We start from the raw sequence: 21670 nt of genomic DNA, 5'->3' as shown, positions 1-21670 counted from the left end.
TTATAGAAGATGTATTCAAATTACACCGTAATACCTATAGCACAAAAAAGTCAAAGCTAAATTTTGGAAAAATGAATGTAGTTTGTCAGGTATGTAGTATAATTATATATAAAAGTACTTCTATAATATTCAAAATATAAAATCAGAGATATAAATAATTTTTCATTTTAAATAGGTTTACCAATTTTATAATTTAACTTTTCTAATTATATAAAGGTGGTTAAAGCAATGAATAATAATGATGATGCAGAGTCAACTAAAACTTATCATATGGATATTCCAGATAATCTGATTAAAGAATGGCAGAGTATAGTGGATCTCATAGCCCGTATTGCAAGAGTCCGTGCAGCTCTTATCATGAGAGTACAGAACGGAGAAATTGAAGTATTTATAGCCAGCAATACTAAAAATAATCCTTATAAATTGGGAAACAAGGAAAATCTCATAGACTCGGGACTTTATTGCGAAACAGTTATCAAAAAAGGTAAAATGCTGCTAGTACCCAATGCATCAAAATCGGATAAGTGGCGAAATAATCCTGATATGAAATACAATATGGTGTGTTATTTAGGATTTCCAATCAGATTGCCTAATGGAGATTTTTTTGGAACAATTTGTATGCTTGATGACAAGGAAAATAACTTTTCACAGGATATGAAAGATTTTATGGAAAAAATGCGAAACTTAATTGAGTCTTATTTAAATTTATTGCACTTAAGTATCACTGATCAGCTAACAGGCTTATATAATCGTACTTACCTTGATATAAAAGCATCTAAAGAAATTAAAAAGGCAAACTTCAACCAAAAGACTATTACAGCACTTTTATTGGATATAGATTACTTTAAGAAAATCAATGATACCTTTGGACATCAAATCGGTGATGAGGTGCTTAAGAATTTTGCTGAAATTATGACTTCTTTTTTGAGAAATAGAGATATAACTTTCAGATTGGGTGGAGATGAATTTATCGTATTAATGCCAGATACATCTATTAATGATGCAGTAATGGAGGCAGACAATTTACGTTTAAAAGTAGAAGGAATTCAAATACGACCTGACCTTAAAATAACAATAAGCATTGGAGCTGCAGAATGGAAATGCGGTGAATCTTTAGATAGCTGGTTTATGAGGGTGGACAAGGCTCTATACAAGGGTAAACACGCTGGAGGCAATCGAGTTATGTCATAAAATATTGCTAACTAAATTATAATACTAGTGATACGTTCACCGTTGGGAGTAAAAGTCATGACACAAGTATCATTGGTTTTGTTTTGGATTAAAATGAGCCCTGGTAAGGGCTCTCAAATTAATCATTTTGCCTATCTACTTCAAGTATCTCTCCAGTATTAGCATCTATTGTAACTTCATATATTATCCCACTAGTAGTTCTAATGTAAATTTCGTAAACTAATAAACCATCTTCAGTGTCCACTTCAACTCTTATTACTTGCCCTGGCACCCTTTGTAATGCAGTTTGTATAGCTGTTTCAGCATTAATACGATACTGTCTCCAGTAATTATCCCATAAATTATAAAAAGGAAATAACATTATTCACTCATCTTTCATTTTATTATTCGCCTTATTATTATATTCAAGTAAAGAATATTAGTGAATTTTATATATTATTCTAAAACATGTTCACTTTCTTTGTTTTAATATCTACCTTATTTTCAATTTTATCTATTCTCTTTTTAATTACACCTTATATTTCTCCAAATTACTATATTTCAAAGATAGCTTTAATCTCTCTAGTTAAGTTAACTCTTTCATAATTTCAATTCCTGACATGCATAATAATTCTAATTCTATAAATTTTATAAATATTTTTCCACATATTTGTTTTACATATTTCCAATATTTTCCTCCTAGTGTTTTTTATATAATATATAAAGTTTCCAGTATAATATATCTAATTTCTGTACATTCTATTTCATATAAGGTTATTAATATATTGAATCTATTAATATTCAATGTTTACTCAAACTTAAATATTATGCTGAAGTATATTGATAGTTACCTTTATACTGGTGATGATCAATCTCCGGTGTTTTAATAATCATAGTTCCCCTATAACCATTGCTATGCCAGGATTTCACCCCTGGCTTTTTTTATTTTATTTGATAACTATTCCTTTATAGCTCTTGTATATGATTATTTTAAATACATAAAATAATCGAAAGGAGATGATTATTTTGTCTAGAAAAAATAGAATATTAGTGCCCGAAGCTCGACAAGGTCTTGAAAAATTGAAAATCGAAGCTGCAGAAGAATTAGCTAAAAATAATAAAAATCAGGATTCCTCACATCAAGTTTTTTCTATAGGCGGCCAGATGGTAAAAAAAATGGTTGAAAGCTATGAAAAAAAGTTAAAATAGTTACTTTTGTATCACACAAGCTCATGTCTTGTGTGATTTTTAATTTTATTCCTTGTATTCAAAAATATTTTATATTGTAATTCAATGAAAATGATTCTCTTAAATTTACTGTTTATACTTTCCAACTTTTGCTTTCAAAACTCAACCATCAACATCTTAATACCTCCAATCAATCAGCTAATATTAGTATAAAAGTGTAAACATAAAGGAATAGACTTACAGAATTAATAAAATAAAAATATAGAAAACATTTAGGATGCCTTTTTAAAAGTAATATTTGAGATATTTTTATTGAAGTCTTCTGATATTCTACATCTTACAACAAGATATACTATACCTAATCCCATCCATGTAAATCCCACAATTTTTGAAATATTAGAAAGTCCTAATAATATATATATACACACACACATTCCAAGCAATGGTACAACTAAATGTTTTATTAATTTTCCACTTTTATTTTTGAAGTAGTAATAAACTATAACTGATAGATTTACACAAGCAAACCCAAATAATCCTCCAAAAGCAGTTAATTCTGATACTATTGTTACATTTAAAATCAGTGCTCCAGCAGTACCTATTATGGACATAATTAATATGCTGTTAATAGGTGTTTTAAATTTCGGGTGTAAATATGCAAATACTTTTTCAGGAATAACCTTATCTCTACCCATACCATATAATAAACGGCTTGCAGCAGATTGTCCCGCTAATGATGTTCCTATCCCCTGAATAATAATTGCAATAGATATGAAAATTTGCAAAAAGTTGCCTCCAACTTTTAAAGCTATACCAAAAAAAGCTGTATCTGGATTAACTATTTTAATGTAATCTGGAACTATAACTGTAGCCAAAAATGCAACTACAATATAGATAAATGTTTGGATCAAACAAGCTATCATAATTGCTAATCCTATTTTCTTGCCTTCCACATTAACTTCCTCAGATAATGTTGTTATTGCATCAAACCCCAAATAGGATACAACCGCTATTGCAGAACCGCTTATCAGTGCCTTAAATGAAAATGTATCTTTATTATATATTCTAGCTATTGAAATTCCAGTGCTCACATTGCCAGTAATTATATATTTTAATGCCAAAATTACAAAAGATATAATGGCAACAAACATAATGATTGTCATAATAAAATTTGCCTTAGCTGCAACTTCAACTCCAATTAAGTTTATTATTGTAATAGATATAGAATAAATTAGTATCCATGCCCATATAGGTATTTGTGGTATTAGCGCATTGGCAAAACTTGAACTAATCAAATAAAGCAACATAGGAATTAGAACGTAGTCTAGTATCATCACCCATCCAGATAAAAATCCAAGTTTGGGGTGAACAGCTCTTTGGGTGTAACTATAGGTAGAACCAGCTATAGGAAATGCTGTTACCATTTCCCCATAACTATGTGCAGTAAAAAGCATAGCTACAAAAGCAATTAAATAACTTAGAACAGAATGCCCTTTCGATGAAACATCCATTATACCAAACAATACCATGGCAGCTAACGGTCCCATAAATACTATTCCGAAGATTACCAAGTCTTTTAGTGTTAACCTTTTTCTCAATTCTTGTTTATATCCAAAAGATTCCAAATTATTATTCAATGTTCTATTCCTCCTTATTTATCTTTACTACTTAGTAATTTAATAATCTAGATTGTTATTTTTACTATATTATTAATATATCATTGTTAATTTTAGATATATTGTAAAAATCAGAATTAAATATTAAATTATAAGTTTATACAAATAAATATTTATTAAGATTATAAACAAGAGTGATATCACATAATTTTAAATAAATAATTTTACCCAGCACTTTTAAAAGTACTGGGTTTTTGAATAATCCAAGCGGCTTAACATCTATCTATATATTAGTCTGCATTTTTAATTCCTTTTTTATTTAATTTATATAATAATTAACTTATTTTTATATTCTGTTTTTTGCAAATAATTCATATATTTACTAGGTGTTGTATTTGTAAATTCATAAAAATCCTTAATCATATGAGATTGATCGTAATATCCTGATTTTATAGAAATATCTGTAAAATTCTTATAAAACATTTCTCTTTTAAAATTGTTTAAATTTTCTAGAAGATATTGAAATCTAATCAATTTGCAAAATACTTTTGGTGATAAACCAAATGACTCTGAGAACACCTTAGTTATATATCTATCTGAATACCCTGTTACTTCTGCAAGCTCTTTAACCCTAATCTGCCCTGCTGTTTCCATTATATTGTTCATTATAATTTTATTTAAATCTTTATATTTATTAGCTGTTTCGGAATAATTGTAAAGTTTTAAATATTTATCCATAAATATTTGTATTTGATAATTAAAATTTCTACTAGAAACTATTTTTTCAAATAGTTCTGTATCTTTTATAATCTCTAAAAAAGGAACTTCATTTTCTACAAGTTCTGACATAGTAACATCTTTAAATTTAAATGAACTTCCAGGCAAAAATCGTACCCCAAAGAAATACTTGTTTTTACTATTAAGTATCGATTTATAATGAAGAACAGTTCCACACACATATGCATGTGGCTTGTATTCATCACACAAAAATAAAATATCAAAACATCCATCTGGTATTGCGACAATAGGGCTTTCTATTTTTGCATCTTTCTGAAAACAGTAAAAATGAGAAATTCCATAATTCATTATTATTGATTTATAGTAATATGAAGTACCTAATAGAAAATATGGCTGTTTTGGAGATATAACTATATCATCAGAATCTAAAATCATAATTTCACCTCCATATCTTTGTTTAATAGCCCTGAGTATAATTCTAAAGCTTTGATTCCTCTATCCCCATTAGGGCTATTTTTTCTATTACTAAAGTTTATATCATAGGATTCTACCAACGTCAAGAAATCTTTAATATAATTGAATTTTTCCTTCTAAATATGAATCTACCTGTACTGAAAAGAACAGTAAAATTTTAAAACTTGTTATTTTTCACATTCCAGTTAATAACATTTCCTTTTTCCTGTATTTAATTTTTTAATTATTCTCATGTCTATTATCAGATAAAAAAGCTCCAGCAATTATGAGAAATACAGGATAATTGACAGTATGCCAGTTCCAGTTTTTGAATTTGAAAGGACACATTTCCAACTAACTACAGCAGATGTGTCTCCAAAAGAAAACTTACTATGAATTCAAACTGTTCTCTATCTCTTATAATTATAATAGTGGATAAAGGATATATTTGGAGACAAATTTATTTCAGAACTAAAATTTGAATACTTCTAGCAGTCCATGACTCTTAATAAAAAAGATAGCTAATATGCTATCTTTTTTAGTCTCCACTTGACCTTAGATTGGACCCAACTATTGCATCCATCTCTATCTCTATTAATTGTGTATGACGGTTGAGCATAGGAGTGCCAACAATTGTACAAAGAGGTTTGATATCATGAAAAATTTCTGAATAAGCTTTACCAACTTCCGGTGCGTATTTCATATCCGTTGCATATCCTTTTACCCTTATAACTTCTTCCTTTTTACAATCTGCTTTTTCTAATAGCTTTACCAATTTTTCAAGAATGTATTTTGTCTGCTTGTAAGCGCTTCCTTCTCCATAAACTGTACCATCCGGCTGTACAGCTGTAGTACCTCCAATGTAAACAAAAGGACCGACTTTAATCATACGAGAATACCCAATTTTTTCCTCTAGTGGAGCACCCGATGAATAATTTGTTCTAATTAATTCCATATAAATTAACCTCCTTTTTATATTTTTGCTTTAAATCTATCATAGCGGAAAGCATTTATATCAAGAGTAGTTTCTTTTCCTTCTACCATTTCTGATAAAAGCATACCAACAGTTGGCGAAATTCCAAATCCGTGCCCAGTAAAAGCACATGCAAGTATAAGACCAGGTACTTCATCTACAAAACTTACAACTGGTAACACAAGTTCTTACATTTGGTCTTCCATTTACTACCATAACGCAGTCAGTACATCTTCCAATAGCACAAAATATACCTCTTGGAGAATGTTTCTTTTTGGTATATCTATGTATCATTACACCTGCTGCTTTTAATGCGGCTGCAATTGGTTCTCCTTCATACCCTTTCAATGTCTTTCCATCAAAACTGAAACTAACTAAACATCCTTTTTTAATTTCACCCAATATAGGATGCCCTAAAATTCTCATATACAAGTCTCCTTTCTATTTGTAACATAAATATTAAATAAATTAGCTATTTAGCTCAAAAACTAAATAGCTTTTCTTTATTTTAATTTATGCAGGATAATTTATGCCAACTCAGGCACATTCCAAAGATTTAGTTTAACTCCAATTCCCTTCTCTATCGCATTATGATAAACTATCGTACCCCATGCCACATCTTCAACTGGCATACCACCAATAGAGTAGATAATAATTTCATCTTTATTACGATGTACTGGTATCTTACCAGTTAATACATCTCCCAAGTCGTCAACTTGATCACTTGTCATCTTACCTTCTTTAATTAAGTCCATACAATGTACTGCCGGTATTGGTATCGAACTATATGCTGGAAATTCCATTTCTTCTTCCCAGGCTTGATACAACTTAATATTATCTGTGACGTTTCTTGCTCTGTTTAAAATAAAATCATCATCAAATCTAGCTGCTGCTGGACAGCATAATATTGCACCTTTTTTAATCCAATCTTCACTTATATATGGGTAATCATTAATATCGCCAGTTGTACTAGATGTAGCAATATGTACAATATCACTATCTCTAACAGCCTCTTCAGCCGTGTCTACAATTCTTATATCTTTAATTTGTGGATACTCTACATTAATATACTCAACGAATCCGTCAATTGACTTCGCACTTCTTCCTTTAATCTTAACCATTTCAATTCCAGGTCTAACAGCAATAGTTGCAGCAAGTGCTGTTTTGCTCATAACTCCAGGTCCAATAATACCAACAACCTTTGAGTCTTCCTTTGAGAAATACTTTATACCAACACCTGGAACGGCTCCTGTTCTGTATGCGCTTAAAATATTAGCTGACATATGCGCAACAGGAGCGCCTGTATCCTTATCATTTAAGGTAAGCATAAGTATTGATCTTGGAAGGCCTTTTTCCTTATTATCTACATTTGAACCATACCATTTCACGCCAGCCATATCAAACTTGCCGCCCAGGTAAGCAGGCATTGCCATAAATCTTCTATCCGGACCGTCTTTTGGCATATTGGGAAACTTTGAATTCTCCGGGAAAGTAACCATTACACCATGTGAATTTCCATTAGGACCACCCATGCGGAAATCACCAATTTTTAATAATTTGAACATTTCTTCCATTGCATCAACACAACTAACCATATCTCCAACACCAGCTTTAATCATATCAGGCTCACTTAAATAAAGAAAATTTATTTTTGCATTTTTCATATTACTATTCCTCCTATATAATTTAGGTATAAAAAATAGCACCTAAAGTTTCATTTGATATCAACTCTCTTATATGTTTTAAACTTACACATATTACGATGTGCCTAAACTATAAATCAATTGTGATTTAGTATATATATAATTTATCACATATAAAATTATTAATATTGTAAAATTGGGAACTAAATAATGATAATTTTCTATACAATAATCTATTATTTAGTTACGCTAGCCTTAACTACCTCTAAAACACGGTATTATAAATTTAAGAATTTTTTATTGAATAAAGCGTTATTTACATGATAAACATAACAGCATCATTAAATACGACTTAACACCTGTGGTACCTTAAACATTAAATCGCACGAAGAAAAATTAAAGTTCTGAATTCAAAGCAAAAGTGGAAACTTGATTTCACTTTTTCCAAACATCTTTCATATAATACAGTAGAAAGGGTGATATTTATGTTCGTTAATCCATGTCAGCCACCATCCTATCCAATGCCTTTATATCAATCCCTTCGGGGCAAGTATTTCGTTGGGTTAAGCCGAGAAGAATTCGGCGAAGGCAGATATGCGTGGGCCGGACTTTTCAATCCCCGCGATTCCGGAGTATTACTTTTCGTAAATGTTTTTACCGTTAGTAATGTTACTGAAATTCCATTTTCTTTTCAGGTCTGGCTGAATACAACAGCATCAGGAAAGGCAAAGCTGACGGATATGCAAAGCCCATCAAACACAGCAATCCGACCTCTGCCGAAACCAAGAATTAAGTTTTTGTATTCAGAAAACGTCGATGCGGAACCTACGGGTGGAACAATCATATTTGGACGCCGTTGTCCTGCTGAAACGACTATTGTGTCGGAAGAAGACGGGAAATTCATTTGCCGGCCTGGAGGTAATTTTTTAATAAACTGTCTTCCACCAGAAACAAACAACGAAAAAATTCTTGGACGTATCGCATTTGGATGGTGGGAGGAATCTTGCATATAATTCCCGAATGATTTTCAGACTGGAGCCCAACGCAATTTCAACCGCGACATTCATTTTATTTTAGTGACATCAGTACCATCGTACTGTGCTTCGCAGCATTGCCGATAATTGTCACTAAAATAATACTAAATATAAGTGTTAAAAGAACCAAGCGACTTATAAATAATCACCGTTTAATTCTTCAGTTATATAGCAGCTTACAGCGTTACTTAATACTCCAAGGCCGCTGTTGTCAAAGTTGCCTTTGGCACTCTTTTTATCACAAACACATATAATTTTATCAACTCAAATGTAAACTCCAAACCATAGGTACTGTGTGAAAACACAACCGCCTTTTTGGCGGCAAACTGAATTACTTATTCTGCTTTTTACATTTGATTGGAAGTTTTTCAGACCACGAGAGAAAATCTTTCAGAAAATCAAGATCAGTATCTTACATGTGCTTTGGAATTTCTGTAAGAAGGAATTCAAAGTAATTGTATGATTTTAAGTTATTAGACTTAGCAGTCTCTGCAATACTGTAAATTATTGCACTGACCTTAGCACCGTCAATCGTATCGATTAGATTCCACAGTTGTGCTTTCCAATAAAAAATCCTCTGATACTGGCTTCTGCTGCATTATTATCAGCGAGAATATTACCGTCATCAAGAAAAACTTTTAAATATTTCTTCTAGTTAAGACAGTATGTTAATCCCTTACCTGTTTTAGATTTGGGCAGGACTTCATTCCTGCGCTTTTTTAGCCATTTAAAGAAAGCCTCAACTAGAGGTTTTTCAGTTAGTTGTCTCTGTCTCTGATGTTCCCCTGGATTTTTCCTTTCCGAAGTATAGCAAAAGATTTAGGAATGAATGATCAGACCTTAGGAAACTGGATAAAAAAATAAAAAGACAGAGAGAATCCTTCAAGATTCAGGGAATGTGAATTAATCTACCGGGAAGAGTATAAAATACGTGAATAAGCAAGGAAGGAATTTAAGATTTTAATAGCATCATAGTTGATTTTATGAAAAATAATGCACTCAATAATAACAATAGCAATTATGCGATATTGAGAGAATTTCTGACTCTGGAGTGTCCACTTGTTCGAGAAAAGCTCATTATTTACTTTAGAAAACTAGTAGTTTTTCTAAGTTCATATAAATTACCTCAAAAATTTAAATTAGTTTCGAGGTACCCATGGTTTGGCGTTTACGAATCTGTAATAGTGCAATCAAAATTAAGAAAATTTTTATTCATTAGTTATTATCATCCTTTCTGTATGATCAGAGATTTAAGAAATCTGTTTTTCAATTAATTTATTTATTTTTGAATTATTTCATTTAACTATGGAACTCATCTAATCTAACTTCACTAATAAACGTAGATCCTAAAAGTAAAATTCCACCTATTACTTGAATAGTAGTCATTTGCTCACATAAAACAATTCCTGAAATTGCAACTGCTACTAGTGGATCAACATAACTTAGCATAGCTATACTTTGCCCCGAGAGCTTTTCCATACCAGAAAAGAATAACCAAAACCCAATTCCTGTATTGACGATGCCCAGTATAGCAATGAAAGGTATTGATGATGCTGAAATACTAAAAAAGGACAGTCCATTTTTGAAAAACACATAAAAGAAAAGGAATATGGCAACAATTGCTAGCTGTATAATTGTTAATTCTAATTTATCCATATTATGGATAAATTTATTTATCAACATAAGTGAAGCATAAAAAATTGCTGCGATTAGTCCTAAAACAATTCCAATAAAATCACTGTATGCCATGTTACTCATACCATTTCCTACAACCATAACCAAACCAAGCAGTGAAATAAAAATACAAATTCCTTTTTTAATAGATAGTTTTTCATGAAGAAGAATTGGTGAACAAAATATAACAATTACCGGTGCAAAATAATAAGCAAGTGTAGAATTTGTAACTGTTGTATACTGGTAAGAAGCATATAGAAAAATCCAATTTCCCCCTAAAGCAACTCCAGAGAAAAATAATAGGATAAAATTATTCTTTAGCATATCCCAATGGAATCTTTTTTTAGCCGACAAAAAAACACAAATCAGAAATAAACAGCCAATTGCACTACTTAATAGCGCCAATTCACTTGAAGACAGTTCTATATGTCTAACAACTAAACCAATAGTTCCAAAAATAATCATAGATAAAATTAACTGAATTTTATATTTCATAGTTGTTCTCCTTCAAAATCTGTTAGGTTTAATGAAATCTTATATGCAAGTAAAAGAAACCACACTGAAACTTAATGTCTTCCAACAAAGAGTGTCCCAACATTTCTTTCCTTTACAATCTCGTATAATACAGATGGATTCTTACCGTTTGTAATAATTGTATCAATCCCCTGTATAGTTGCCAATTTTGCTGCTTGCAACTTCGTTTTCATACCACCTGTACCACGCCGAGAGCCGGCTCCTCCAGCTAAGGATTGTACTTTCTCGTCTACTGTGGTAATTCGTTCTATTAACTTTGCATTAGGATATAGGCGAGGATCACTATCATAAAAACCATCAATGTCTGATAGAATGACGAGTTTTTGTGCTCTGCACAATATGGCAACAACAGCAGATAGCATATCATTATCACCAAATAGCCTGTCCTCAGACTCAATTTCGGTATAACTAACCGAATCATTTTCATTTACAACCGGGATAATACCCATCTCAAGCAAGGTATTAAATGTATTTGTTAGATTTTCTTTCTTCTCCTCGATTTCCATATCTTCAGCATTTAGCAGAATTTGTGCTATTGTTTTATCGTAATCATGGAAAAATTTATCATATAGGTACATGATACTGCATTGCCCAACTGCAGCTGCAGCCTGCTTCAAACGCTTACTTGTAGGACACGTTTTCATTTTCAGTTTATTTTTACCTGCAGCAATCGCACCGGAGGATACTAAGACAGTCTCATAACCCATGTTTTGAATATCAGATATTACACAGGCAAGTCGGTCAAAAGAGCGCAAATTATTTTCTCCCATTTCATTTGTCAGTGTAGAAGTACCAACCTTAACAACAATTCTATTTTGATACAAATTCAAATTATTCACCATTCTTTCTCTATACATAAATGATCGTATAATTAAAAATACTCCTTCTTTTCTAATTACACTTCAATAATAGTTGGTATATGCTTCACAAAGGGCAGAAAATCATGAATGATTTTCTCTGTTTTAATCTTCATATAACTAGTAGTTATACCATCGCTGCACCCATACCATTCTTCATTAGCAACATCTTTGTCAAAAACAATTTGTACAGCGTTATTATTATCAAGTATGGCACTGAAAACAGTTGCTGCACCGATTTTAGTTCCCAGCATCTTTTCCATTAAATTCGCAGGGGCAAAAGAAACACGAGACACTCCTAACACATTACTGAAATCCTTTGACCGGAACGGCTTATCACCTGCCGTAATGAACAGATAAAAAGCTGTCTGCTGACGATTACAAAGAAACAGCGTTTTTACCATCTTCATATCTAATTTTTTATCAATCTGAACGCAATCTTCCATTGTAATTGCTTCGTCTGTATCAACACGTTCAAATGGAATATGTAAACTTTGTAATACCCTATACGTTTCCTTTTGCAGTATAGTATCAAACTTGTCTGGCGGCGTTGTATAAATATCACTTACAAAAAACACGTTTATTCCATCCCTTTCCCTTGAAAACTCTATGGACATAGTGTATCATAAATTTATAAATTACAAAAGCGAATGTTTGTCATAAAAAAGATGATAAAATCAGATGAATATGAGGTAAATATAGTATGGATATGAATATTCAAAAATATATGGCATTTGTTAGGGCGGTTGAATATGGGAGTTTCACAAAGGCAGCAGAGATGTTAAACTATTCCCAGTCTGGTATTAGTCGTATGATTAATGATTTAGAAAAAGAATGGAATGTATCACTTCTTGAACGTGGACGTTCTGGTGTACGATTAACTTCAGACGGTTTAAAATTATTGCCGTTTGCTAAAAGTATGTGTAATGAGTATCAAAAGTTACAGACGCAAGTTCAAGAATTGAACGGATTACAATCCGGACTTATCCGAATAGGTACATTTTCAAGCGTAGCAACCCATTGGCTTCCGAATATCATTAAAGAATTTCAAAAGGATTATCCTAATATCGATTATGAACTGTTATTGGGCGACTATACGGAAATAGAAAACTGGATTTTAGATGGGCGTGTAGATTGCGGCTTTCTTCGGCTTCCTACACTCCCGGAATTTGAAACGATTTTTTTGGAACAGGATAAACTACTTGTGGTTTTACCTGAAAATCACCCACTTGCAGATTGCGAATATTTCCCGGTAAAGGCATTATGTGATTATCCTTTTATGCTGTTAGAAAAGGGTGCAAAAGCAGAGATTTCGGATATATTTGAACAATGTAACATTTCCCCTAAAGTTCATTTTACAACATGGGATGACTATGCCATTATGTCTATGGTTGAAAGCGGTTTGGGCATTAGTATTTTGCCGCAGCTTATTTTACAACGCATTCCTTATCATATTGTAGCAAAGGAATTGGAAATACCTGCTTATCGAAAAATTGGATTGGCCTTGAAAGATAAAAAGAGTGCATCACTTGCAGTCAAACGATTTTTAGATTATATAGAGTATAGATAGCCCCCATATTATAATACTTAATAATATGGATTGAATTTATGTCAATATAGTAGATACAAATCCAATATCTTTAAAAAATAGCAATTGGCTTCTATATCATTCAATTATTGCATCTACTTTCTTGATTTTTTTCATACAGTTCATTGACAATATCATTATTGAAAGTACATTTTAGCCAATTAATTGCATTTTCCGCAGTCAATACATATCCGAATCAATACCATACTTTTTTAGTCTCTGAGGCTTCTGTTAATTCAATAAATGTTCACCCCTCTTTATGGGGACTTTCATTTGTCAAAATTACTCTTTTCATTTTTTTACACTTTATTTACAACAAAACAAATTTTATCCAGAAAATAATAAGAGGTCTGTAGCCAACCAACTTTATGAAGTAAAATGGTAACTACAGATTTTTTACTTATCAATTCTATTTTTATTTAATAAATTAGCATATGCCTTATAAGAATATTTTACTTAACAGTTCAAGCATCTGTAGAATAAGCTAACTCTTTTTGTGATTCCAATTGTTTTCTGATGTACCAGACAGACGTCCACCACATTCAGAACTATTTTTCTCGGCAGCACCTTTTGCTTTCTAAGCTATTTTACGTGCTTGCTTTCGCTTTTCCCCAGCAGCCTGTTCCAATCAATCACACTCTACAACAAATCGTTCATATTTTGCAGCTTGACTTTTACAGTCTTTCTCTTTCTAGCGAAGATAATTAGTTTCCATATTTTATCTGCCACCTCATCAAGGAAATAGCGATCATGGCTTATAACTCAATACGCCAGAAAAATATTTTAACTGTCCGATTAAAAAGTCTATTCCTTCACGGTCTAAATGGCTGGTCGGTTCATCTGCCAGAATACCATGTACCTGCTCAAAAAGAGCCTGTGCTATTTTAAGTCTTGTTTCTTCACCACTGCTCATGGTCTGTAACTCTAATTGCTCAACACCAGACTTGCCCATAAGTACAAAATTCTTTTCCTCCTGTCTAAAATCACACGTTTTCATTTAATTTATATTTTTCGATTAACGCCATAAATATATTAACCTCCTCCATTTTATATTACTAATATTTTGAATATAAAAAAACTAGCTTAATATTTAATATACTAAACTAGTGTTATTTCAAAATGTAACTACTCCATTTAGGAATTATATCTCTTTTCCATTTAATTACTCCATCACATATATAAGCTATATGCCTGAATTTATTCGTATTATCATATATATTTATTTCATTACATATACCTAATATCTCTTTTAAGTTGTCTAATGATCCATAATATCTTCTTTCTATAGCTTCTTCTAGAATTCCATGTCCACCTTTCAAAACTCTAATTTTAACTCTTTCTTTAGCAACATCAGGATTATCTACTCCTATGTAATTCATCACTACATAAAAGCCTTCCTGTTTTGCTTTTTTTATGTTTCTAACAATGCTTTTACCTGAAAGAGTAGTTTCTTGGTTAAATGATATATTGTTCTTAATATAGTAATTTATAAGTTTTACAGCTTCCCTTGCACACTTAATTTGAAGATTACTATCTTTCCATGAACCTATTCTTGCTACCATTTCATCTGTATTTATTCTTTTTTCATTTTTGTCCCTTTCACAATAAATAGACTCATATATTGATGTTTTTCCAGCACCGTTTACTCCTGCAAATATAGTATAAATAGCCATTACTTTTTACCTATTACTCTTTCCTGTTCCTTTTGTAGTACCAAATCAGATAATGTAATATAAAAATCCTGTTCTTCTTTCGTTTTTGCTTTTTTAAATAGTTCTGTTAGATCGTTATATGAATACCTCAAAAATTGCTCATATAAGTTATTTTGTTGATTTATTTTTTCCATCATAATTCCTCCAACAAATAATACTTTTATTATATTATAGCCTAATACATCACTTATATAAACAATTTTTTATCTGTCAGCCAAAGTAACAAACGGACTCAAAGCATTAGCTCCCTTATAAGACGTAATAGGTTTACTTCTATACGGAGCACCATTAAATTTATATATAAACCTTAAACACATGAGCATCATATAAAAATCTTACATGTATTGACACATCTGCTGTTGGTGCTTTTTTATCTATTCCAATATATTGCATAGAATCTGCAAGTATAATATCTCCCTTTTTACCAAGAGGTGAACACTGCTCTATAGGGAATTATTGGTCTATTTAAAATAGTACTGTACTGTGAACTTGAAGCTCCCCCAGAAGGTAAGAATACTGGTGTTCCTCCTGTTCCTATATTTAACACCATAATGTAAAGCTGTGGTTCTATTTCTTGATTAATATACCACACAGCATTCGCTTGTACGGTAGTAAAAAAATAGTACTTGCACTAATTATACTGCGCAAACACTATTTCACAATACAAATGTGTCATTTATTCGCCACATTCATCATGATGCTGATGTTCATGGCAAACGGAACCAGTAGATTTTAGGAAACCCTGCAGGTACGCTTCTACCGCTGCTTTAGCATTACCTTTTGCTCCGACAATAACCTCGATGTTTTTCTCACTAAAGATGTCAATAGCTCCCCCGCCCATACCACCTGATATAATTACATTAACACCCATATCATTCAAGAAATTAGGCAAAAACCCAGGTCTGTGTCCGGGATTAGCAATGGTTTCGCTTTTGACGATTTGACTGTTTTCAGTATCAAAAATCATAAACCCTTCGCAATGTCCAAAGTGCTCAGTCACCATTCCGTTTTCACTTGCTACAGCAATTTTCATCATTTTAGTTTTCCTCCATTTTTTCTAGTATTTTTGCAACCGGATCAAGCCAATTGCCATTGAAAAGCTCTATCATACCCTTGTCACATGCAGCTGAAATTTTCGGGTCAATAGGTAATTTAGAAAGAACCTTTAAATTATGTTTATCAGCAATTTCTTCAATGTGGCTTTCGCCAAATATCTGATAGTCCTTGCCGTTATCAGGACATTTAAAATAGGACATGTTTTCCACCAGACCGATAATGGGGATATTCATCATCTCGGCCATCTTAACAGCCTTTGATACAATCATGGATACAAGCTCCTGTGGAGATGTCACAACGATAATCCCATCAACAGCAATGGATTGAAATACCGTAAGGGGAACATCGCCGGTGCCGGGTGGCATATCGATGAACATAAAATCCACATCGCTCCAGATAACATCTGTCCAAAACTGCTTCACTGTACCGGCAATAATCGGTCCTCTCCAGACAACCGGATCAGTATCGTTTTCTAAAAGCAAATTAACAGACATAATATCAATGCCGGTCTTAGTTTTAACAGGGAATAGGCCGAATTCACTACCTGAAGCTTTCTCCCTGGTACCAAAGGCTTTTGGGATAGAAGGCCCAGTAACATCCGCATCAAGAATGGCAGCATGATAACCCATTCTGTTCATGGTAACTGCAAGCATAGAGGTAACAAGTGACTTGCCGACTCCTCCTTTGCCACTAACAATACCAATAACCTTTTTAATGCTACTCATCTCGTGCAGTTTTTCGGAAAAATCCGTTTTTTGTTCTTTTCTTTCTGCGCAGTCCTCCGAGCAACTGCTGCAGCTTTGATTGCAATTTTCACTCATAATCTTGCTCCTTTATTTTAGATTGTTATTTCACTGCCTGCCGACAGATAATCAATGTTATCACCCATAGTAGCTTTCAGCGTTTTATAAGGCTCTATGCCTGTGCAATGACAGGTATAAAACTTTGCTTTTGTACCCATTAGGTATTTACCAATTCTATCTATCATATCAGAGTCCTCATTTTCGCCAGAACGACTGAGAAGATGAAATCCCCCTATCACATAGTTGGGCATTCGTCCTTTGACCGAGTGAAAATACTCAAGTATATTTATGATGCCATTATGGGTGCATCCTGTAACTAATAGAGTCATCCCGTCTTCCTCTATCACGAGGTTTTGTTCATGTGCAAAGGTATCGTCTACCGTTTGCCCTTTATGCTCAGTGAGCAAACCACTGTTTGATTTTGGACGTGGCTCTCTTTGGACAATATTCGAGAATACTTGGATTCCATTGTTGATAAAAAATCGATCTGACGTGAGTACAATTTGTTTGTTTTGTTTCAGATTTTCATCAAAACCGATAAAATCTAATTTATCATTTGAACGGATAGCATAGTGTTGCTTAAAAGCGAAGCGATGTAAAAATACCTCGGCTTTTGTGTTTTCTTTCAAAAATGTTTTTAGTCCTCCGCCATGATCGTAATGTCCATGCGAAATTACAAGAAAGTCAACATTAGTGATATTCACATCAAGCTTTTTTGCATTTTGAAGAAACAACTCGCTTGCGCCCACATCAAACAATATTTTGTGTTTCTTTGCTTCTATATACAGGCTAAGGCCATGCTCACTACCAAACCCCTTTGATATCGATGTATTTTCCACTAAAGTTTTTATAAGCATGACTTTAGCCACCACCTTTTTCAAAAAGTAGATTCATTGTCTTGTAATAAACCTCCTTAACCTCTGACCCTGATGTGCAGTCTATGTCTACAATGGTTTGACCATTATTAATAGCTTTTACTGCGTTGGAATCAAAGGGTATCCTGCCGATAAAGGGCAGCCCTTGTTTTTTACAAAACTCTTCAATCTTTTCTGTGTTTTCAATGTTGGTATCATATTTGTTTATACATACAGCTGTCTTTGTTTCGAATTTCGCTGCTGTATTTATAATGCGCTCCATATCGCTGATACCTGATATGGAAGGTTCTGCGACTATCAAAACCATATTCACTCCACTAAGTGATGCAATAACAGGGCAGCCTATTCCGGGAGATCCATCAATAATGGCCCGCCCAGCATCAACTGCTGTCGATTTCATTTGCTTTTTCACCTCAGTGACAAGCATTCCGGAGGTACCACTACCCATTTTGAGTTGTGCTGTTGAAAATACTTTTTTCCTATCAAAATAAAGCATTAATTCCCCAGCCACTGCCGGTATCATAGTTATCGCTTCCACAGGACAAACATACTCGCAAACACCACAGCCTTCACATGCGAAAGGATCCACTTTATATTTTTCATCTATTGAAATAGCATCAAATCGGCAGTTTTGCCTGCACTGATCGCATTCAATACATAGTTCTGGATTTATCATCGCTTTTGGCAACCCATAATAGTCTGTTTTTGCCGGTTCAGCATTCCACCCGGTTATTAGGTGCAAGTTAGGTGCATCTACATCACAATCTGCATATGCCTTGGCGTCAGCGAGTTTTATAAATGCACTTGCTATTGTGGTCTTTCCGGTGCCGCCTTTACCGCTAAGGATTAGTAGTTGTTTCATGCTGCACCTCCTTTGTCACCGTATTAAGCAGGGAAGAAAACATTTCCCAGTAATTATCATTTTTACTAACGGCAATTTCTGCATTTGAATTCAATGTTCCGAGGTTAGTGTCAAATGGAATCCGCCCTAATATCTTAATGTTTTTTTCTAAACAAAATTTCTCTGCCGGATTTTCTTCTTCCAAATATTTGTTAAGAACCACCCCAAATGGCTTATTAAATAACTTGACCAGTTCGTATACCATATTGAGGTTATGCACACCAAACAATGTAGGCTCAGCCACTAATATACAGTAATCCGCATCTTTGATACTTTCCATTACAATACAGGCGCTTCCGGGAGGACAGTCAATAAAAGTCTGTTTATTTGCTTGCAGATTTTTCTCAGCAAGCAGCTTCTTAATGATAGGAATACCCGAGGCTTCACCAGTATTTAATATTCCTGTGTATATCGCTACCTGGTCTGAAGTTCCTTTTTGAACTTTACCAATAACCTTTTCTTTCTCTGTTAGTGCCTTTTCAGGGCAAGCCAAGATACAGCCGCCACAGGAGTGGCAAACCTCGTCAAAGACAATCAGTTTATTTTTAATATAGGCAAGGGCGTTAAATTTACAAAAATCAACGCATTTTCGACATCCATTACATAGTTCATTATTTACTTTTGGAATTTTCACTGATATTTCTTTCTCCTGAACTCCTTCAGGCTTAAAAAACAGATGTCCATTTGGCTCTTCTACATCACAATCTATATATGTCGATGATTTCGATATCGCAGTTAAATTCACCGATACCAGTGTTTTTCCTGTGCCGCCCTTGCCGCTTAGCACAGCTATTCTCATATTAATTGCCTCCGTGTCCATGAAATCCTGCATGAATTTCATCCAGCAAAGGAAGTTTTTCAGCAATAAAAGCATCAATATTATCCTTGGCTGAAGCAGTTGTCGTTTTATAAATTTTGATTTCAGCGGCTTTAAGCACGTCAGCAGCATTTTCCCCTAAGCGAGGAGTAAGCAAAATATTTGTTTTATTATCTACCATCGTTTGTGCAGCCTTAATTCCTGCGCCACCTGTACTTGCTGCGGCACTGTTATCAATAAATGTACTTTCCTTAGTTTCTACATCATAAATAAGAAAATAGGGAGTACGTCCAAAGGATGTACATACGTTCGACTCCAAGGTTTTCTCATCTACTGGAATTGCTATTTTCATAGGGATCCTCCATTCTATTTTTGTTTAAATAATCTTCAATTGCATTACGTAGCGCACTCACACCTAAATTTGAGCAATGAACCTTATTTTCAGGAAGTCCATCTAAAGCCTGAAGATATCTTCTTCTATAATATTTAATGCTTCCCCAAAGGTTTTGCCCTTTGCTAATACCGACGTCATACTGGATGTTGCAATTGAAGCACAACACCCAAACACAAGATAGCTGATTTCCTCTACACGATTATCTTTTACCTTTAAATAAATGGTCAAATAATCTCCGCAGGAAGGATACCCGTGGTTTCCTTCAGCATCTGCATCCGGCATACTTTGGGCATTTTGAAGGCACATAAAATGTTCAATCACTTTTTCTGAATATATAATCAACCAACTCAATCCTAATCATCTTTAAAGCATCTACCATTCCTATGTCTATGACAGCCACGGCCCCAACCATTCCCTAATCCTTCACAGAGCCGGTATTCGCCACCAGCAATCAATAGCATCTTTCCATTTACTAATGATTCAGCCAGCTTTTTTCTGGCCTCGATATAAATTCCCTGAACTGTGCTACGAGCAACATTCATCTGCGCGGCGCACTCTTCTTGTGTAAAGCCATCCAAATCGATAAGCCTTATAGTTTCATACTCGTCAATGGTCATGATTACATGGTTTTTTGCATCTGCAGGTGAATCAAGAGGCCCGAATCTGTTGGTTTCAGGCAAGCAGCAAACTTTTCGCCACTTCATCGGTCTTGCCATGATTTATCACCTCCATTCTAATCAGAAATAACTAGAGAGTCCTCTGGTTATCCCTGATGCCCATCATAAGTTCTCTAATTGCTTATCAATAACTTCGAGTCGATCTTGCAACATGGTTTTCTGTTCATGGAGCAGCTCTTTTTTGTTTTTGAGGATGTCTGGTTAATTGCAAAACCGCGTCTGCAAGCAAATCCAATACCTAATCCCATTCCGAGACCAGTTCCATATCTTACTGCATTAGCACCTGTGGAAAGTCCTAAACCTCTTCCAGTCATTGATCCAGCATCTATTGGACCAGTTCCGTCTCTTCTTGGCATGCTATTCACCTCCTTATAGTTTATGGCATATGCTATTTATTCTTATTATACACTGTTTATGGCATATGTCAATAACTATTTCCGTTTTTAATAAAAAACCGCCAACCAAGGAAATTCCTCAAGTGACGGTCAACTCTTTATTTTATTGGGGCTGGTGCTTTTACAACAATCAATTCCAACATGTCATCATTCAAATTTTTAACGCTCATCTTTGTATTTACAGGTATTTTTAGTAAAGTACCATTGGAATACCTATGAATATCCTAGTCGTTAAGGACAATAGAAAGTTTTCCTCTTACTACCATCATATAAACTGGATAAGCTACAATAAATAAAACAACTTTTTTAAGAACATGATATAATAAAATAATTATAGAAAAGAGGAAATTAGTCATGTCTGAAAAAAAGAAAACAAAGAAGAGACATAATTATACAACGGAATTTAAAAATCAAATAGTGGAACTTTATCATAATTGTAAGATGAAAAGTGAGATTGCCAGAGAATATAGTTTATCATTATCAATGGTGAGTAGATGGATAAGGCAGTCTGAAAATACGGGGTCATTTAAGGAAAAGGATAATCGAAGCAGGGAAGAACAGGAACTTATAGA

The 21670-nt window shown here is 33.5% G+C and carries 24 protein-coding genes and 5 pseudogenes; 6 read left to right on the top strand and 23 right to left on the bottom strand.

What is annotated here, in order from left to right; genetic code table 11:
• The first annotated feature begins 228 nt into the window (after positions 1–228).
• Positions 229–1191, top strand: coding sequence for a sensor domain-containing diguanylate cyclase (locus KM800_RS03995; RefSeq protein ID WP_217811905.1), 963 nt, complete (start codon positions 229–231; stop codon positions 1189–1191).
• 118 nt (positions 1192–1309) lie between these two features.
• Here the strand turns inward: KM800_RS03995 and KM800_RS03990 are convergent, their stop codons facing one another.
• Positions 1310–1552, bottom strand: a complete 243-nt coding sequence (locus KM800_RS03990) for a PepSY domain-containing protein (protein WP_017752557.1) — start codon at positions 1550–1552, stop codon at positions 1310–1312.
• Positions 1553–2196: 644 nt separating this feature from the next.
• Between KM800_RS03990 and KM800_RS03985 the strand changes: the two genes are divergently transcribed.
• Positions 2197–2379 carry an alpha/beta-type small acid-soluble spore protein gene (locus KM800_RS03985; RefSeq protein ID WP_017752556.1) on the top strand — a complete coding sequence of 61 codons (183 nt, stop codon included), beginning with the start codon at positions 2197–2199 and terminating at the stop codon, positions 2377–2379.
• A gap of 251 nt (positions 2380–2630) precedes the next feature.
• On the opposite strand, the gene KM800_RS03980 is transcribed toward KM800_RS03985, so the two are convergent.
• Positions 2631–3995 (bottom strand): APC family permease, encoded by a 1365-nt coding sequence (locus tag KM800_RS03980; protein WP_217811904.1) that lies wholly within the window; start codon positions 3993–3995, stop codon positions 2631–2633.
• Between the two features lie 303 nt (positions 3996–4298).
• Positions 4299–5147: a helix-turn-helix domain-containing protein gene (locus KM800_RS03975; protein WP_217811903.1), complete on the bottom strand. Its 849-nt coding sequence runs from the start codon at positions 5145–5147 to the stop codon at positions 4299–4301.
• Between the two features lie 303 nt (positions 5148–5450).
• Here KM800_RS03975 and KM800_RS15680 point away from each other — a divergent pair.
• Positions 5451–5545, top strand: a pseudogene (locus KM800_RS15680) (IS982 family transposase); the annotation flags it as partial.
• Between the two features lie 158 nt (positions 5546–5703).
• On the opposite strand, the gene KM800_RS03970 reads toward KM800_RS15680, so the two are convergent.
• The 4 genes and pseudogenes from KM800_RS03970 to KM800_RS03955 form a co-directional block, all read right to left on the bottom strand.
• A complete protein-coding gene (locus tag KM800_RS03970; RefSeq protein WP_217811902.1) occupies positions 5704–6120 on the bottom strand; it encodes a Rid family hydrolase in 417 nt (138 codons plus the stop codon).
• Between the two features lie 17 nt (positions 6121–6137).
• Positions 6138–6317, bottom strand: a pseudogene (locus tag KM800_RS03965) (FAD-binding oxidoreductase); the annotation flags it as partial.
• A complete protein-coding gene (locus tag KM800_RS03960) occupies positions 6292–6564 on the bottom strand; it encodes a (2Fe-2S)-binding protein (RefSeq protein WP_217811900.1) in 273 nt (90 codons plus the stop codon). The gene KM800_RS03960 and the pseudogene KM800_RS03965, both read right to left, overlap by 26 nt.
• A 101-nt stretch (positions 6565–6665) precedes the next feature.
• Positions 6666–7802 (bottom strand): tyramine oxidase subunit B, encoded by a 1137-nt coding sequence (locus tag KM800_RS03955; protein WP_217811899.1) that lies wholly within the window; start codon positions 7800–7802, stop codon positions 6666–6668.
• 464 nt (positions 7803–8266) lie between these two features.
• Here KM800_RS03955 and KM800_RS03950 point away from each other — a divergent pair, with 464 nt between their 5' ends.
• Positions 8267–8794 (top strand): DUF6143 family protein, encoded by a 528-nt coding sequence (locus KM800_RS03950; RefSeq protein WP_017752554.1) that lies wholly within the window; start codon positions 8267–8269, stop codon positions 8792–8794.
• Positions 8795–9355: 561 nt separating this feature from the next.
• On the opposite strand, the pseudogene KM800_RS15650 reads toward KM800_RS03950, so the two are convergent.
• From KM800_RS15650 to KM800_RS03925, 4 genes and pseudogenes are all read right to left on the bottom strand, one after another.
• Positions 9356–9634 (bottom strand): annotated as a pseudogene (locus tag KM800_RS15650) (IS66 family transposase).
• A gap of 480 nt (positions 9635–10114) precedes the next feature.
• Positions 10115–10984: a DMT family transporter gene (locus KM800_RS03935; protein WP_017752553.1), complete on the bottom strand. Its 870-nt coding sequence runs from the start codon at positions 10982–10984 to the stop codon at positions 10115–10117.
• 71 nt (positions 10985–11055) lie between these two features.
• Complete coding sequence (gene proB / locus KM800_RS03930; protein WP_419195456.1) at positions 11056–11880, bottom strand: glutamate 5-kinase; 825 nt, start codon at positions 11878–11880, stop codon at positions 11056–11058.
• A gap of 38 nt (positions 11881–11918) precedes the next feature.
• Positions 11919–12458: a prolyl-tRNA synthetase associated domain-containing protein gene (locus KM800_RS03925; protein WP_217811898.1), complete on the bottom strand. Its 540-nt coding sequence runs from the start codon at positions 12456–12458 to the stop codon at positions 11919–11921.
• Between the two features lie 125 nt (positions 12459–12583).
• On the opposite strand from KM800_RS03925, the gene KM800_RS03920 reads away from it, so the two are divergent.
• On the top strand, positions 12584–13450 hold the full coding sequence (locus KM800_RS03920) for a LysR family transcriptional regulator (RefSeq protein WP_136711345.1): 867 nt from the start codon (positions 12584–12586) through the stop codon (positions 13448–13450).
• A 508-nt stretch (positions 13451–13958) separates the two neighbouring features.
• On the opposite strand, the pseudogene KM800_RS03915 reads toward KM800_RS03920, so the two are convergent.
• The 12 genes and pseudogenes from KM800_RS03915 to KM800_RS03860 all read right to left on the bottom strand — a co-directional run.
• Positions 13959–14444: pseudogene (locus tag KM800_RS03915) on the bottom strand (hypothetical protein); the annotation flags it as partial.
• Positions 14445–14577: 133 nt separating this feature from the next.
• Complete coding sequence (locus KM800_RS03910) at positions 14578–15141, bottom strand: zeta toxin family protein (RefSeq protein ID WP_039656077.1); 564 nt, start codon at positions 15139–15141, stop codon at positions 14578–14580.
• Complete coding sequence (locus KM800_RS03905; RefSeq protein ID WP_152606925.1) at positions 15141–15314, bottom strand: hypothetical protein; 174 nt, start codon at positions 15312–15314, stop codon at positions 15141–15143. The genes KM800_RS03910 and KM800_RS03905 overlap by 1 nt, the downstream gene beginning before the upstream one ends.
• A gap of 542 nt (positions 15315–15856) precedes the next feature.
• Positions 15857–16216 (bottom strand): NifB/NifX family molybdenum-iron cluster-binding protein, encoded by a 360-nt coding sequence (locus KM800_RS03900; RefSeq protein WP_017752546.1) that lies wholly within the window; start codon positions 16214–16216, stop codon positions 15857–15859.
• A gap of 1 nt (position 16217) precedes the next feature.
• Entirely contained in the window at positions 16218–17057 is an 840-nt protein-coding gene (locus KM800_RS03895) for an Mrp/NBP35 family ATP-binding protein (RefSeq protein WP_017752545.1), read from the bottom strand.
• A gap of 17 nt (positions 17058–17074) precedes the next feature.
• On the bottom strand, positions 17075–17896 hold the full coding sequence (locus tag KM800_RS03890; protein WP_017895453.1) for an MBL fold metallo-hydrolase: 822 nt from the start codon (positions 17894–17896) through the stop codon (positions 17075–17077).
• A gap of 4 nt (positions 17897–17900) precedes the next feature.
• Positions 17901–18776, bottom strand: coding sequence for an ATP-binding protein (locus KM800_RS03885; protein WP_017895454.1), 876 nt, complete (start codon positions 18774–18776; stop codon positions 17901–17903).
• Positions 18754–19614 (bottom strand): 4Fe-4S binding protein, encoded by an 861-nt coding sequence (locus KM800_RS03880; RefSeq protein WP_196008149.1) that lies wholly within the window; start codon positions 19612–19614, stop codon positions 18754–18756. The genes KM800_RS03885 and KM800_RS03880 overlap by 23 nt, the downstream gene beginning before the upstream one ends.
• Before the next feature lies 1 nt (position 19615).
• Positions 19616–19984, bottom strand: coding sequence for a NifB/NifX family molybdenum-iron cluster-binding protein (locus KM800_RS03875; protein ID WP_017752541.1), 369 nt, complete (start codon positions 19982–19984; stop codon positions 19616–19618).
• A gap of 73 nt (positions 19985–20057) precedes the next feature.
• A pseudogene (locus tag KM800_RS03870) lies at positions 20058–20308 on the bottom strand (iron-sulfur cluster assembly scaffold protein); the annotation flags it as partial.
• Between the two features lie 71 nt (positions 20309–20379).
• Positions 20380–20742, bottom strand: coding sequence for a DUF134 domain-containing protein (locus KM800_RS03865; RefSeq protein WP_196008150.1), 363 nt, complete (start codon positions 20740–20742; stop codon positions 20380–20382).
• A gap of 74 nt (positions 20743–20816) precedes the next feature.
• On the bottom strand, positions 20817–21059 hold the full coding sequence (locus tag KM800_RS03860; RefSeq protein ID WP_330655506.1) for a DUF5320 domain-containing protein: 243 nt from the start codon (positions 21057–21059) through the stop codon (positions 20817–20819).
• Positions 21060–21452: 393 nt separating this feature from the next.
• Here KM800_RS03860 and KM800_RS03855 point away from each other — a divergent pair.
• Positions 21453–21670 (top strand): transposase (locus tag KM800_RS03855; protein WP_217811897.1); only part of this gene is annotated, 218 nt, incomplete at its 3' end.

Source organism: Clostridium tyrobutyricum, from assembly GCF_019144085.1.
Taxonomy (GTDB): domain Bacteria; phylum Bacillota; class Clostridia; order Clostridiales; family Clostridiaceae; genus Clostridium_B; species Clostridium_B tyrobutyricum_A.
This window is presented reverse-complemented; position numbering and strand designations above follow the sequence as displayed.